The sequence below is a fragment of the Calditrichia bacterium genome, from assembly GCA_020634975.1.
GTDB lineage: Bacteria > Calditrichota > Calditrichia > RBG-13-44-9 > J075 > JACKAQ01.
The window spans coordinates 313,418-327,904 of the sequence record JACKAQ010000001.1; the positions used below are offsets into that span (position 1 = coordinate 313,418).

A 14,487-nucleotide genomic window follows, 5' to 3' on the forward strand; every position below is an offset into this window, starting at 1 on the left:
ATTGCCACTACGGATTTTTTATCCGAACCATCGCATAATTTGCGGTTTCCCGGACAATCGGGTCGGAACTGGTGAGCAGCGCTTCCACCTGTTCGTGAAAACGCGTTTCGTTCAATTCCGCGATCAGATACAGCGTGCAGGCCTTCAGCCACTCATCGGGTGATGCGAGCATTTTCTCGAAACACTCATCTTCGGTAAGTTCGCTGATGGCAAATTCGCGGCGGCTCATTTCGATCAGTGCGTCCAGCGAATTATTTTCGACAATCGGGATAATCAGCCGTTTTAGCGAGGTATCCAGCACATTGTCCAGAAATTCAACCGCGTTCGCGCGAATATCCTGCCGATTGCTGACCACACCCAAATAGGCGTTATACATATCGCGCGGGCGATAGCGCAGCCCCAGCAGCCGGAAAATACGTTCCAGATTTGCGTCCAGTTTTTCCTCCAGCGCTTTGATGAGCAGCCGCCGCGCCTGCAACACCCGCGAGGCTGCAACGCTCTGTTCGCCATCGGCGATGGCGCTGTGCTGCTGCACATTCAGCACGGAAAGCGTATCCATGTAATCGTGCGTTTCGTTCAAAATAATCGATTCGATGGTTTTTTCCGGGAATTTCAGCATCGGGAAATCGCGACGCATTTTATTGAGCGCCCGCAGCACTTCGTAGCGCATCAGCTGCTTATCGTGATCGAGCTGGTTCACCAGAATTTCCACTGATTCCTGCACACCAATCATGCTGATCACCCGTGGCAAATTCATCCGGATGCTCCGTTTTGTTTCGGGATGCGTCAGCCGCGCGCTCAATTCCGGCAACACCTGTTCGCCGAATTCCGCCAGCGCTTCGCGGGCAAATTTCCGGACAGATTTATCGCCGATGAGATCGATCAGTTTGGGAACAAACGCCTTTTCGTGCAAAATGCCGATACTGGTTGCCGCCATCTGGATCACTTCGACATGTTGATCCGCAATCAACTGCCGCAAAAACGGTTGCAGTGCCGGCAATCGCGCTTCACCAATTGCTTTGGCAACGCTCACGCGGATGTATGATTTCGCTTCGGGATCTGCCAGCGTTTCCGTTCCGGACAACATTTTTTCGATCAATTTCGGCAAATCAAACGCTTCGCGAATATCCGGATTTTCGCCGTATTCCCGAGCCGCAAACATCAGCGCTGCGGCGTTTACGCGGTATTCATCCGACTGTAAAAAATTTTGCAGAACAGCAACTTTTTGTTTCCCCACAGCTTTTTGCACCAGATAACCAACCGCCTCCAAACGGACACTCTGGCTTTCATCAGAAAGCAGTTGGTTTGCCGCTTCGGAAATATCGACCGTTTCGTATTTGCTCAACAAACGCAACGCCTGTTCCCGAATTTCTGCAGAATGGTGATCCAGCAATCGTTTCAAATGTTCGACAAATTGTTGATTTTTAACGTTTTCCAGCAATTTCAACGCATACAAAATTTGCCGCGAATTATCACCTTCGAGAATTTTCAACAGACTGTCGAACAGCGCCGCTTCTTCCGGGTTCACTGAAAAATCCTCCAAATCGATGGTTCGTTTTTCAATCGCCAGCCGGAACGCATTGATGTATTCGCGGCGTACCTGCCAAATCAGCGCACCCCAAATAACAATCAATCCGATGATCAGCAAACTGACCTGTCCGGTGGAAAATCCCAACCACACGTTAAAAATAATGAGCATAACGCCGCCAACGCCGGTCGCCAGACTATCCACAAAAACATCGATAAACGATTTTGCCTGCGTTTTAACCGACGACGGCACCGGCAAATACAGCAACTCGAAACTGGCTTTATTGATCGATTGTTTGAAACTGCCATCCGCTACTTTGATGAGCACCGCCGCCCACAATTCCGGGAAAATGAGGATGGAAACCGCACCCACAAAAATCCCGAGCGGCAGCAACAGCAGCGAAGCGACCACACCCAATTTGCTCAACATTCGCCGGGTGAGAAACAGTTGGATGCCCAGCGAAACGATACTCAAATTAGAGAGCCAAACCCCGAAAAATGCCGTTCGTCCATCTTTGCTGCCGATGCTCGCTTCCACAACTGCGTTAAATTGGTAATCCACCAAATTCGCCACAATTACGCTGACACCGACAATCGATGCCAACACCGTTAAGTGGTTGGAATTTTTGAAGATAGTGAGCGGGTTTCCGGCAGACTTTTGCTGAAATTGCCGTTGCTGATAATTTTTTTCAACCCGTTGATCGGTGGGGCGTTCCCGCCAGACAATGCGCAAAATGAACAAACAAATGCTCACGAATCCGAAACAAATCAGCAGCAGGTTTTCCGTGCCGATCACCAGCGCAAGGTTGGTTAAATATCCCCCGAAAATCCCACCGGAAATGGCACCCGCGCCGATGAAACTGAACAATCGCCGCGCCTCGCGAGCGTTAAAAACGTAGTTCGCCATCACCCAAAATTGCGATGTGGTGATCGCCCCGAAAATCGCCACCCACACATAAAACACATACACAAACCAGCTTTGCTGAACATCAAATTTGAGCAACGCCCAAAACGCCAGCAAACAAACCAGCACGATAACCAGCGTGCCGCGAATCAATTTATTCAACCGCAACTGGTTCGAAAAACGGGTGTAATAAGTCGAGACAACCGCCGCCGCAATCGCCACCAGAATAAAAACATACGGCAACTGGCTGGCGTTGAACCGGTCCAGAAACAGCGAGTTGCGCACCGGTTTGAGCATCAGCAACGATGAGATGATCAAGAAAACGTATGCAAACATCAGTAATGCACGTTTTAACTCACCATCGCGAATATCGAACAATTTTTGGAACAGCGTTTTCATTTGATGCGCGATTTCCCGCTCTGTGGTCTGTTTTGGTGACTGACAAACATACGAAGCGCCATTGAATATTGCAAGATGGATGAAGAAAGGATAAAAGATGAAAAATCCGGAATCCCGGATTACATCCTTCAATGCGCCTCTTTAAAACAGCTCAGGATGCAACGACTGGCAACACCGGCACTTTTTAAAAAAAATAAATTTGAATAATTCATCCGGGCACGGGTAATATTAGATGTCATGGAAACAAAACCAACAGACATCGCAGAACGCGAGCTCATTTTACTCAGCCAACAAGGCGATGAGCTGGCTTTTTCGCAATTGGTGCAGTTGCACTACCAACAGGCAATTTCACTGGCAACTTACTGGACGGGCAACAGCGATGCGGCAATGGATATTTCGCAGGATGCATTTGTACGTATCTTTCGCAATATTGCCACTTTTGACATTGAAAAATCGTTCGCCGCGTGGCTGTACACGATTGTGAAACATTTGAGCTGGAACCACAATTCCCGAAAGAAAAGCCGCTGGCTGGTGTTCACGGATTTTTTGGTGAACAGAAACAGCACATTTGTGGAAAATTTTGGCGGCAGCGATACGAATTCCGGCGAAGCCGATTTGGAAATCGACGAGCAAAAAGCCCAGATTCGCCGGGCGATGCAACAGCTTTCTGAACCGGACCGCGAAATTATTTTGCTAAAAGATGTGCAGGATTACACATACAAAGACATCAGCGAAATGCTTAATATTCCTGCCGGATCGGTGATGTCCCGTCTGTTTTATGCCCGCAAAAAGCTGGCAAAATTGGTGGAAAAGGAGGTAAAGGATGAATAGATCGATCGATCGCCACAAAGAATTGATGATGAAACAGATCGACGGAGAAATTTCACCCGGCGAAGCACAGGAACTGGCTGAAATATTGTCGGAAAATCCGGAGCTGCAATCGGAATACAACATGCTAAAAACGGCAAAAGAGAAAGCACAAACTATGAAATCGCATCACTTGCCGGAGCTGGTGTGGGAAGATTATTGGGGAAAATTATACAACCGGATGGAACGCGGCATCGCCTGGATTCTCGTTTCCATCGGTGCAATTCTTGTTTTGGGCTATGCACTGTGGGAATTTTTGTCGCAACTTATGGCAGATTCAACAATGCCTGTTGCGCTCCGATTTGGCATTTTCGCCCTGTTTTTTGGCGCACTTATTCTGATTTTCTCGGTTTTCCGCGAGAAAATTTTGCTGCGAAAACACGATAAATATAAGGAGATTCAACGATGATCGAGCTAAGTTCAATGGATAACATTCCCGGAAAAACCATTACAAAATCTTTGGGCATTGCCAAAGGCAACACGATCCGGGCGCGGCATATCGGCAAAGATATTCTGGCAGGATTGAAAACAATTATCGGCGGTGAAATTGAGGAATACACCAAACTCATTGCGGAAGCACGGGAGCAAGCACTTGACCGGATGATCGAAGATGCCCGTTCACTCGGCGCAAATGCAATTGTAAATGTCAGATTTTCAACATCTTACGTAATGGGTTCTGCGTCGGAAATTTTGGCGTACGGTACCGCCGTTTTTGTCGAATAATCATTGCGGAACGGCTGCGATCGTTCCCGGCAATACGCAACACACAACTTTTTTACGCTTCGGAGAAAAAAATGAAACCGTTAATCACAACCTTGCTGGCAATCGGAATTCTCGCCGGCGTGATTGCCTGCGGCACAAACGGCAACGCGCAGGATGTGCCGGACGCCGTTTTAGGCAACTGGGAAGGCAAATTGAAAGTGCAGGCGATGGAGCTGCGGCTGGTGTTCCGTTTCGCGAAAACCGCCGAAAAAGTGACTGCCGAAATGGACAGCCCGGATCAGGGGACAACCGGCATTCCGGTGAGCAATGTGAGTGTGAATGGCGATCAATTGGCTATCGAAGTATCAACAATTAATGGCACTTACAGCGGCACACTATCGCCGGACGGCAACACAGTGGACGGCAAATGGAAGCAGAGCGGGATGGAATTTCCGTTGGAAATGAAGCGAGTGAGCGAACTAACCAAACTCAACCGGCCGCAGGAACCGCAGCCACCATTTCCCTACCAAACGGAAGATGTGACATTCAAAAATGATCCAGCGAAAATCGAACTTGCCGGAACGCTGTGCATTCCCACCGGCGACGGCCCTTTTCCGGCGGCAGTGCTCATTTCCGGCTCCGGCCCGCAAGATCGCGATGAATTTTTGCTCGGGCACAAACCGTTTTGGGTGATTGCCGATGATTTGGTACGGCGCGGCATTGCTGTTTTGCGATATGACGATCGCGGTGTCGGCAAATCCACCGGCGATTTTGGCGCAGCAACCAGCCAAGATTTTGCAACGGATGCCTTTGCCGCGGTGAAATTTTTGCAATCGCGCGGGGAAATTGATCGCGGGAAAATCGGGCTGATCGGGCATAGCGAAGGCGGATTGATCGCGCCGATTGTCGCAGTCGATCATCCGGACGCAATCGCGTTTATCGTAATGCTGGCCGGTCCGGGGCTGCCCGGCGACCAGATTTTGGAAATGCAATATCAACTTATTGGAAAACAATCAGGGCTCAGTGAAGAATTATTGACGTTTACCAAAGAAAATAGCCATAAAACCTATGAAATTATCAAGACCGAGCCGGACAATCAAAAAGCAGCCCAAAAACTGCGCGATTTGTTCGATGAAAATTGGGAAAAAATGAGCGATTCTTTAAAAGCTGAAGCGCAAAAATCCGGTGATCCCAAACAGCAGCTCGAGCAAAACATTCAAATTTTGACCAATCCCTGGTTTCGCTTTTTTTTGAGTTACGATCCGCGACCGACGCTTGCAAAAGTACAGTGCCCGGTTTTGGCAATTAACGGAGAGCTGGATTTGCAAGTGCCACCAAAGGAAAATCTGGCAGCAATAGAAACCGCGCTTAAATCCGGTAAAAACAGCGATGTAACCGTAAAAGAATTTCTAAAACTCAACCACCTTTTTCAGACATCGACCACCGGCGGACCGGATGAATATGGCAATATCGAGGAAACATTTGCCCCGGTTGCACTGGATTTTATGGGAGAATGGATCGTCGAACGGTTTGTGAAATAGATTCTTTTGGCAGGATAAAATGAATGTTTACAAAAAAGCGTGCAGTTTTGCACGCTTTTTTGTTGAACTAAACCACATCAATTTCACCGGCGGAGGCAAAAATATGGTGCGGACGCCATGCAACTGTGTCGATATCTTCGCGGGTGCTGACACCGGTGAGCACCAGAATCGTCTCCAGTCCGGCTTGAATGCCTGCCAGAATGTCTGTCTGCAAATTGTCCCCGACAATCACGGTGTTTTCCGAATGCGCATCAATATTATTGAGCGCCGCTCGCATAATCCATGCGCTCGGTTTGCCCATATACAGCGGTTTTTTGCCGGTGATTCGCTCAATCGGCGCACATAACGCGCCGCAAGCCGGATAGCCTTTCGGTCCGGCAACGTCCGGATTGGTGCCGATAAACCGTGCACCTTCCATAATATGGTAAGATGCCTTCCGGATCATTTCCCAATTGTATGATCGCGTTTCCCCGACAATTACAAAATCAGGATCGATATCCGTAATCGTAAAACCGATTTTATACAATTCATGCGTTAAAGCGCCCTCACCGATAACATATGCTTTTCTCCCGTCCTGTTTTTCCAGAAAATCCGCAGTTGCCATTGCCGATGTGTATAAATTTTCCGCCGGAACTTTGATGCCCGCAGACGCCAGCCGGTTTTGCAAATCCTGTTGCGTTTGCGACGGATAATTGGTCAAAATCACCAATGGGTTGCCCTGTTTCAACAGTCGTGCAATAAATTTATCCGCACCGGGAATCAGTGCGTTGTTGTGCAGTAACACCCCGTCAATGTCGCAGATGACGTTTTTCATTTTGCTCCCAGATCAATATTGCAATTGTTCGTTTCAATCGTTAAACTTACAAATAGATGTTTGCATTCTACAACTCAATAATAATCTGTTCACATGAGACTTATCATGGATTGTTTTCCAAAAAGCATCCAGTTCCGGCATCCGTGGCGCAATTACCAGCAACGGGTTTTGGATGAACTCGCATCTCATCTTAATGATCGAAAATTGCATGTGATTGCTCCACCGGGTTCGGGAAAAACCGTTTTGGGGATCGAGGCTATGTTGCGCATTGGCCGTCCAACGCTGATTCTTTCTCCAACAATCACGATACGCAATCAATGGATCGAACGGCTGATGACAGATTTTTTGCAAACAAACAACCGCCCGGACTGGATTTCGCACTCTATTCACAATCCCAAATTTGTAACTGTTTCTACTTATCAGGGCTTGCACGCAGTGATGTCCGGAATGAAAAAGGATCCGGCACCCATTGAATCTGATCATAACCCGCCTATTTCCGGATCAAACAAAACAAAAACGTTTTTAACCGCAATCGAGAAATTAGGGATTTCAACAATCATTGTCGATGAAGCGCATCACCTCAAAAATGAGTGGTGGAAAAGTCTGATGAGTTTTGTCGAACATATTCCCCAACCACATATTGTTGCCTTAACCGCAACACCGCCATACGATGTTTCTTATGCGGAATGGCAACGCTATCAAGACCTTTGCGGCGAGGTTGATGCTGAAATTTCTGTGCCGGAACTAATGATATCCGGTGATTTATCACCACATCAGGATTTCATATATTTCTCGACTCCCAGCGAGGCAGAGACACAAACTATCCGGGAATTTCAGAACGCAGTCATGCAAATTCAGGAAGAGATTGAGCTGTCGCCGGAATTAAGTGACCTCGTTTTGGCTCATCCATGGATTCAATTTCCGTTCAAAAATATCGAAGCCATTCTGGATAAACCGGATTATTATTCCAGTATGCTGATTTATCTGAAACATACCGGGCATCTCATAAATCAAGAGAACATAGATATTTATCAATTTGAAATTTCAGATATTCCCAAGCTGGACCTCGAATGGCTGGAAATTTTTCTAACGCATATTTTTTACAACGATCATGAGCATTATCAACCCGTTGATGCTGTGTTGAGCAAATGGCAAAAGCTTCTTAAACAAGCTGGTGCAATTTATCGACGCAAAGTGACATTGCAGGATTCTGAGATAATTCAGAAAGCGTTAAACAGCAGCGTGAGCAAACTGGACAGCATTGTATCAATTTTTCGAGAGGAATATAAGGTGTTGCGCCAGCGGCTGCGGTTGGTAATTTTAACGGATTTTATCCGAAAATCGGATATGCCAACTTTTGAATTCCCTGATATTGGAATGAAGCGTTTGGGTGTTGTACCAATTTTTGAACAGTTACGGCGGGAATTTATAGACGATATTCAGATTTGCGCCCTCAGTGGTTCGTTGGTGATCATCCCGGAAACCGTTTTCGGCGAATTTGAAATTGCAGCCATTGAATTTGGAATCGCTAGAAACGATTTCCGCACTTTCCCGCTCGCACACGATCCGGGATTTTTGCGGATTGAATCGTTTTCCGGCAAACAACAGCACATCGTCCGAATCATCACTCACCTTTTCGCAACTGGTCAACTAAACATTATTGTCGGAACGAAATCGTTACTCGGAGAAGGGTGGGATGCACCGGCAATCAACACACTTATTTTAGCAACCACCGTTGGATCATTCGTGCTCTCCAACCAAATGCGTGGCAGGGCAATACGCATATTAAAAAATGATCCGGAAAAAGTTGCAAATATCTGGCATTTGGTGTGCGCGGAAAAAGAATTGAGCAACGGCGGCAGCGATTTTATGATACTCAAACGTCGGTTTAAGGCGTTTGTGGGAATTTCAAATAATGATCCGGAAATTGCCAACGGTATTCAACGAATGGGTGAATTAAACCTAAATGAAAATACAGTTGCAAAAATCAATCAACAGATGCTCGCGATAGCAACGCAGCGGCACCAAATTCGCAAGAAATGGACTGCCGCACTCGCAACCGGTAACATGAAAGCCAATATGGTCGAAGAAATTAACGCCCCAAAACAGTCTGTAAGGAGCGGTGTTGGTATACGCTATTTGCGAAAAAAAGCAATGCTGGCGGGTATCACAGCGGGCAGTTTTTTGACAACTTTTCTTGCTTACCTGGCTTTGGGAGGCACATCCGCTGAAGGGCTAAGTGTAGTATTTTTAATGGGATCGGGATTGGCAAACATCTACCTTTTGCCGATAACAGCCCGGCAAATTTGGCATTATTTTACATCCGGACCAGAACCCAAAAGTGTTGAGTTGATAGCAAATATTTTATTAAAATCGCTATTTGATAGCGGTTTCATCCGTACGCCATTGGAGCAACTAAAAATCGTTATAAAATACATAAACTCAGAAGAAATAACCTGTTATCTGATTGGTGGAAATTCCCACGAAAAAGCTACATTTCTGGATGCTGTTCACGAGATGCTTTCTCCTGTTGATAACCCGCGATATTTGATTGCGTTGTTAAATGACAGAAAACCACGCAATAATGAATTTTACACCGTCCCAAAAATATTGGCAAAACACAAATCATCTGCAGAAAATTTGATTGCTTATTGGGAAAAGGAAATTGGCAAAGCCAGGTTGATTTTTACAAGAACAATTGAGGGTCGCCAATATTTATTGCAGGCAAGAATTCAATCGTTGAAAATGTTACGCCAGAAAAAGATAGACCGGCAACGGATTTGGAAATAAAACATTGCCGGTTGTTCATCAATCATGAAACCCGAACCGTATCCAATCCCCACTGAATCACTTTCAATTGAAAGCGCACCGCATTTTGAAAATCCAGCGGTTTCAGCCCGAACTCTTTGATCTCTTTTGCAATGGATTCGCCATTTGCCAATTTGAGGCGCAACGCCGGCAATTTTTCTTTGAAAGCAAGATATCGCTCCGGCGTACCGGTATATTTCAGCGAAGGATTTTCTACAATAAACAACGGCAGTTCGGTTACCAAACACAGCAGATCGCCACCGAGCGAGCGGATAAATTCCATCGAGCTAAGGTGAAATTTTTCAGCAGTTTGCGGATCGTTTTGCGACAGAAAATACGCTTGCATCGCCCGGCCTTCCGGTGTGGTGGTAAATCCCGGAGCGATATAATCAAACCCTTTCTCCCCGCCCCTGTCGTGATCGTGTCGCCGCAATCCGAGTTCGTTGGCGAGCAGCACAAATTTTTGCTGAATGCGTTCCGTTCGCTCAATCCAGTTGCGGTCGATGAGCAACATTGCGCCTTCCGAAAACGCCATTCCGTGCAGACTGATGTGCAAATCAAACGGCCCAAATTCCCGCCAGATTTCCGTTGCCAACCGGTTTTCCGACCGCATTTCCGGATAGCCGAACTCGATATCCTGTCCGGGCTGTTCCCGAAAAACGTGGTGAATAAATTCAGAAACATCCGGCCATTTGCGAATCCAAGATTGATTTTTTGCCTCGCCATCCGGGTTGATATGCGGAAAAATTACAAACCGGAAATCCGCCAGAATATCGGCGAACGCTTCGCGATGGCGCAGTATTTCGCAAATAAACATGCGCAGCGTTTCCGGCCCAACCGGCTCATCGGAATGCGATCCGGCAATCAGGCTGACGGTTTTGGCGCCGTTGCCCAAAATTACCGCGTCAACCGGACGACCGCCCTCGCTCTTTCCGGCAACGCGATATTCGGCAATATCGCTATTTGCAGCGCACGACTGTTTGATTTCATCGCGAACGGCATCGCTTTCGCGAAAATTTTCCGGTAATTTGAAACGTTTTAGCATTGAATCACCTTGTGATAGACCGTTTATTGGTTTCCGATTTTTGTAAAAAATTATCCGCCGAACAACGCAAAACCGCGTCTCGCTTCGCGGACAAATGTTGCCACCTTTTCAGCAGATTTCCGACCGTCCTCAGCCTCGACGCCGGTGTGCACATCCACCGCAGCCGGACGAACGATGCGAATCGCATCGAACACGTTTTCGGGTGTCAGTCCGCCGGCGAGCATCAGCGGTTTTGGGGAAATCTCCACGAGTTTCCGGCTGATTTGCCAATCGTGGGTTTTCCCGGTGGCACCATCCGCGCCCGTTGCCGGATCGTGCGTATCCGTAATAAAACCATCGACCAACGGCGCGAGTGTTTGGGTCATGTTTTCCAACTCGCTCAAATTATCCCCGCGAACGATGAGGCTTTTTAAAATAAACACATCCGGCGCGGATTTCCGCAATTGTTGCAATTCTGCAAGTTCAATATTTCCATGAATTTGCACGGTTTTGGCGTGCAGCATTTTGCACAATTCCAAAATTTCCGCCGCCGTGTTGAGATAGGTAATCAACACGCCAGAACGATTTTCCGGTAGATTGGCGATAATCGCCGCTGCATCTGCATCGTTGATATCTTCCGCATTTACGGTCAATCGCAGCGGAAAGCCGAGCCAATCCACGCCCGAATCGAGCAGCAGTTGCGCTTCCGCAGCATCAATGATGCCGGCAATTTGAATGATATGTTTCATTTCGCAAGATAAACCATTGCGGCAGAAAATACAACCGGGATTCCGCATTCGCATGCGGCAACCGTTTGCTTTTTTGCTAACGCTTAAGTAACATTTATCTTTAAATTTATTACGATAAAACAAACTGCAGCGAAGAAAATGAGAACAATCTCCGAAACACAACTGGACGAAATATTTGGCATCGGCAGCGCCGTCACATTTAAACAAGTGATTGAAGAAGCGCGAATGCTGGCAAAAATTCCCCGCCCGATCATGATTCAGGGCGAACGCGGAACGGGCAAGGAATTGCTGGCGCGCGCCATTCATTTGGAAAGCGACCGGAAAAAACAACCGTATGTTGTGGTCAATTGTGCTGCGTTTCAGGAAGATTTGTTTGCTGCGGAAATGTTTGGCCGGGAAAAAGGCGCGTACACCGGCGCTGTTGATTCGCGTCCCGGCAGACTGGAACTGGCCGACGGCGGCACGCTGTTTTTGGACGAAGTGGCGAATATGAGCCGTGCGGTTCAGGAAAAATTGCTTCGCGTGATCGAATATCAACAATTTGAACGGCTCGGCGGCAGCAAACCGATTTCGGTGGATGTGCGGATTATTGCCGCAACCAACGCCAATCTCGATCAACTCATGGAAAAATCAGAATTTTTGCCGGATTTGTATGACCGGTTATCGTTTGCGGTGCTCACTTTGCCACCGCTGCGAAAACGACGGGAAGATATCCCATCGCTGATCGAACACTTCATTTGTCAACTCCACAAAGAAATTCCCAACCTCGAACACAAATCGTTTACGCCTTCCGCGATTCAGGAACTCCAGAATTACCATTGGCCGGGGAACATCCGGCAGCTCAAAAACATCATCGAGCGCATTTATATTTCCGACGAAGACGGTACCATCAACGCATCGGAACTGCCGATCGAAATTACATCTGTGGAACCGATCCGCGGTAATTTCTACGAAAAAGTGCGCGCGTACGAAATCAACCTGTTGCTCAACTCGCTGAAAGATTTTGATGGCAACCAGCGCGCCGCAGCCGAAAATCTTGGGATGTCTTACGACCAGTTCCGCCACTTCTACAAAAAATACAAGTTGGAAGATTATCTGGTGTAAAACACCGACACCGTTGGCGCAATACACCAACCCGATTTCATAAGTTCAATAAAAACAATAGATTTATTTTGGCATTCAGATTGCAATATTATGGCATGAAGCCTGTGAAGGGGCTGTTAAATGACCAAAATAAATGACAATATGAAACAGATTTCCAGAAATTGTCGGGCAGATTTTCTCACCGGAAGATTTCCGGTTTATCCGCGGCAATTGCTGAGAAATATCTTTTTCAACGAACAAGCTTGAGTTTTTTGGGGTGTGTTATGGTGCAGCAAGACCGTTTTCAATATGAAATGAAGAACATTCTGGAAGCAAAAACATTGCTGGTTGTGCGGGCTGCAAAGCGCGTTCACTACCGGTTGGGCAATGTTTCCGATCAAAAAAATTATCTGGATGCATTACAACGCGAATTTGAAGCGGATCATATTCGCTTCAAGAAAGAAGAACCGCAGCCGGAAGAAGACCTGCCCTCGCGAAGGCTAAAAAAGGATTATCTCTGCTTTGGCAACATGCTGGTGCGAACTATTAATGGTAATGTGATTCCCGAAAACGATATTTTAAATTTTCGTAAAGAGCTGAAAAGATTAAACTTGCAATGCGGACTGATCGTAGGATTTTCGGATGACGGCATTGTCGTTGAACGGGTGACGGTTACAGAATCAAATAAACACAATTTATCCTGAGCAAACGGAGCACATCATGAAAACAGTACCGCTATTTGAAGAAGAGCAGCAATTTCGCCAACCCTGGCTGATGGCGCTGCTCGGCATTACGGTGGCGCCGATTACACTGTTTTTGATTTATGTGATGATTTCGCAACTGGTTTTCGGAATTCCGGTTGGCAGCAAACCGATGCCGAACGCGATGGCCATCTGGTTCATGCCGTTGATGGTGTTGATTTGCAGCGGCATTATTTGGTTGTTTTGGAAAAGCAAATTAATCGTTCGCATCGATTCGGAAATGCTGCTTATCCGTTTTTTCCCATTCACGAAACGGGAAATACCGCTCTCGAAAATCCGGGAATTTGAAGCGCGGAAATACAATCCGCTCGGCGAATACGGTGGTTGGGGCGTACGATTGGGCTGGAAAGGCGGCAAAGCCTACACGGTCAGCGGAAATCACGGTGTTCAATTTGTGTTTCGTAATGGCGAAAAATTGTTGATCGGCTCGCAAAAAGCGACAGAATTTGAAGCTGCACTGCGGAGCGCTCTCGCTGAAAAAATAGACAAATAAATGTTTAATAATATTACACTTACAACACTCATTTTTCGGAGGATTTTATCATGAATATTTTTCAAAGAATCACAAAATTGGTCGAAGCCAACGTCAATTCGATGCTGGATAAAGCCGAAGACCCGGAAGTGATGGTTCGCCAAATCATTCGTGAAATGGAAGAAAGCATCATCGAATTGCGCCGCGAAACCGTAAAAGCCGTTGGCGCCCGCAAATTGCTGGAAAAGAAAATGCAGCTGCTCAATGAAAAATCCGCTGATCTCCAGCAAAAAGCCACACTCGCGCTGGAAAACGGAAACGAAGATTTAGCGCGCAAATTGCTGGAACAAAAAATCGATGTCGAGAAAGAGAACAGCCAACTCGCAAATGAAGTAGAAACAGCAACTTATCTTGCCGAAAAAATGAAACAGGATTTGGTAAAACTGGAAGACCAGGTGCAAATTGCCCGTCGCCAAAAAGAGGAATTGATTCGCCGTAAACTCGCCGCCGAACGCAAAATGAACGCCACCGGCGCCATTCGCAAAACCCGCGATGCGTTGGAAGCGCTCACCGGTGCCACCAATAGTGCGGACGCGAATATCAACGCCATCGAAGCGCAAAAAGATAAAATTCTGCAATTGGAAGCCGAAGCCGAGGCGATGGAAGAATTGATGGAAGGGAAATCCGCAGACGCCGAAAGCGAAAAAGAGCTGGAAAAAATGATCCAGAATAAAGCGGTGGAAGACGAATTGGCAAAGCTGAAAAAGATGCTCAGTGACGGCAAAAAAAAGTAGCGAATTGAAACAGATCATAAAACCAATTTCGAGTAGCTAATT

The 14,487-nt window shown here is 46.9% G+C and carries 13 protein-coding genes; 9 read left to right on the forward strand and 4 right to left on the reverse strand.

Going from position 1 to position 14,487, the window contains the following annotated elements; translation table 11 throughout:
• Positions 1-7: 7 nt before the first annotated feature.
• A complete protein-coding gene (locus tag H6629_01245) occupies positions 8-2,830 on the reverse strand; it encodes a HEAT repeat domain-containing protein (GenBank protein ID MCB9066422.1) in 2,823 nt (940 codons plus the stop codon).
• 237 nt (positions 2,831-3,067) lie between these two features.
• Here H6629_01245 and H6629_01250 point away from each other — a divergent pair, with 237 nt between their 5' ends.
• The 4 genes from H6629_01250 (at position 3,068) to H6629_01265 (ending at position 5,940) form a co-directional block, all read left to right on the forward strand.
• Entirely contained in the window at positions 3,068-3,661 is a 594-nt protein-coding gene (locus H6629_01250) for a sigma-70 family RNA polymerase sigma factor (protein ID MCB9066423.1), read from the forward strand.
• Complete coding sequence (locus H6629_01255) at positions 3,654-4,106, forward strand: hypothetical protein (protein ID MCB9066424.1); 453 nt, start codon at positions 3,654-3,656, stop codon at positions 4,104-4,106. Before H6629_01250 ends, H6629_01255 begins: the two co-directional genes overlap by 8 nt.
• Entirely contained in the window at positions 4,103-4,420 is a 318-nt protein-coding gene (locus H6629_01260; GenBank protein MCB9066425.1) for a YbjQ family protein, read from the forward strand. Before H6629_01255 ends, H6629_01260 begins: the two co-directional genes overlap by 4 nt.
• Positions 4,421-4,491: 71 nt before the next feature.
• Positions 4,492-5,940, forward strand: a complete 1,449-nt coding sequence (locus tag H6629_01265) for an alpha/beta fold hydrolase (protein ID MCB9066426.1) — start codon at positions 4,492-4,494, stop codon at positions 5,938-5,940.
• A 67-nt stretch (positions 5,941-6,007) separates the two neighbouring features.
• Here H6629_01265 and H6629_01270 read toward each other — a convergent pair whose 3' ends face one another.
• Positions 6,008-6,754, reverse strand: coding sequence for an HAD-IIA family hydrolase (locus H6629_01270; GenBank protein ID MCB9066427.1), 747 nt, complete (start codon positions 6,752-6,754; stop codon positions 6,008-6,010).
• Between the two features lie 105 nt (positions 6,755-6,859).
• Between H6629_01270 and H6629_01275 the strand changes: the two genes are divergently transcribed.
• Complete coding sequence (locus H6629_01275) at positions 6,860-9,544, forward strand: DEAD/DEAH box helicase family protein (GenBank protein MCB9066428.1); 2,685 nt, start codon at positions 6,860-6,862, stop codon at positions 9,542-9,544.
• A 22-nt stretch (positions 9,545-9,566) separates the two neighbouring features.
• On the opposite strand, the gene H6629_01280 is transcribed toward H6629_01275, so the two are convergent.
• A complete protein-coding gene (locus H6629_01280; protein MCB9066429.1) occupies positions 9,567-10,607 on the reverse strand; it encodes a peptidase M14 in 1,041 nt (346 codons plus the stop codon).
• 50 nt (positions 10,608-10,657) lie between these two features.
• The gene (locus tag H6629_01285; protein MCB9066430.1) at positions 10,658-11,335 is read right to left on the reverse strand and encodes a phosphoribosylanthranilate isomerase; all 678 of its coding nucleotides are present in this window, start codon (positions 11,333-11,335) and stop codon (positions 10,658-10,660) included.
• A gap of 138 nt (positions 11,336-11,473) precedes the next feature.
• On the opposite strand from H6629_01285, the gene H6629_01290 reads away from it, so the two are divergent.
• The 4 genes from H6629_01290 to H6629_01305 all read left to right on the forward strand — a co-directional run bounded on the left by H6629_01290 (position 11,474) and on the right by H6629_01305 (position 14,445).
• On the forward strand, positions 11,474-12,439 hold the full coding sequence (locus H6629_01290; protein MCB9066431.1) for a sigma 54-interacting transcriptional regulator: 966 nt from the start codon (positions 11,474-11,476) through the stop codon (positions 12,437-12,439).
• Between the two features lie 263 nt (positions 12,440-12,702).
• Complete coding sequence (locus H6629_01295) at positions 12,703-13,122, forward strand: hypothetical protein (GenBank protein MCB9066432.1); 420 nt, start codon at positions 12,703-12,705, stop codon at positions 13,120-13,122.
• Between the two features lie 16 nt (positions 13,123-13,138).
• Positions 13,139-13,672: a hypothetical protein gene (locus H6629_01300; protein ID MCB9066433.1), complete on the forward strand. Its 534-nt coding sequence runs from the start codon at positions 13,139-13,141 to the stop codon at positions 13,670-13,672.
• A gap of 50 nt (positions 13,673-13,722) precedes the next feature.
• Positions 13,723-14,445 (forward strand): PspA/IM30 family protein, encoded by a 723-nt coding sequence (locus H6629_01305; protein MCB9066434.1) that lies wholly within the window; start codon positions 13,723-13,725, stop codon positions 14,443-14,445.
• Positions 14,446-14,487 lie beyond the last annotated feature (42 nt).

What these genes read in the sequence shown, in the direction of transcription:
- H6629_01245 (MCB9066422.1), bottom strand. Translation starts at nt 2,830, where the DNA reads ATGAAAACGCTGTTCCAAAAATTGTTCGATATTCGCGATGGTGAGTTA.
- H6629_01250 (MCB9066423.1), top strand. Translation starts at nt 3,068, where the DNA reads ATGGAAACAAAACCAACAGACATCGCAGAACGCGAGCTCATTTTACTC.
- H6629_01255 (MCB9066424.1), top strand. Translation starts at nt 3,654, where the DNA reads ATGAATAGATCGATCGATCGCCACAAAGAATTGATGATGAAACAGATC.
- H6629_01260 (MCB9066425.1), top strand. Translation starts at nt 4,103, where the DNA reads ATGATCGAGCTAAGTTCAATGGATAACATTCCCGGAAAAACCATTACA.
- H6629_01265 (MCB9066426.1), top strand. Translation starts at nt 4,492, where the DNA reads ATGAAACCGTTAATCACAACCTTGCTGGCAATCGGAATTCTCGCCGGC.
- H6629_01270 (MCB9066427.1), bottom strand. Translation starts at nt 6,754, where the DNA reads ATGAAAAACGTCATCTGCGACATTGACGGGGTGTTACTGCACAACAAC.
- H6629_01275 (MCB9066428.1), top strand. Translation starts at nt 6,860, where the DNA reads ATGGATTGTTTTCCAAAAAGCATCCAGTTCCGGCATCCGTGGCGCAAT.
- H6629_01280 (MCB9066429.1), bottom strand. Translation starts at nt 10,607, where the DNA reads ATGCTAAAACGTTTCAAATTACCGGAAAATTTTCGCGAAAGCGATGCC.
- H6629_01285 (MCB9066430.1), bottom strand. Translation starts at nt 11,335, where the DNA reads ATGAAACATATCATTCAAATTGCCGGCATCATTGATGCTGCGGAAGCG.
- H6629_01290 (MCB9066431.1), top strand. Translation starts at nt 11,474, where the DNA reads ATGAGAACAATCTCCGAAACACAACTGGACGAAATATTTGGCATCGGC.
- H6629_01295 (MCB9066432.1), top strand. Translation starts at nt 12,703, where the DNA reads ATGGTGCAGCAAGACCGTTTTCAATATGAAATGAAGAACATTCTGGAA.
- H6629_01300 (MCB9066433.1), top strand. Translation starts at nt 13,139, where the DNA reads ATGAAAACAGTACCGCTATTTGAAGAAGAGCAGCAATTTCGCCAACCC.
- H6629_01305 (MCB9066434.1), top strand. Translation starts at nt 13,723, where the DNA reads ATGAATATTTTTCAAAGAATCACAAAATTGGTCGAAGCCAACGTCAAT.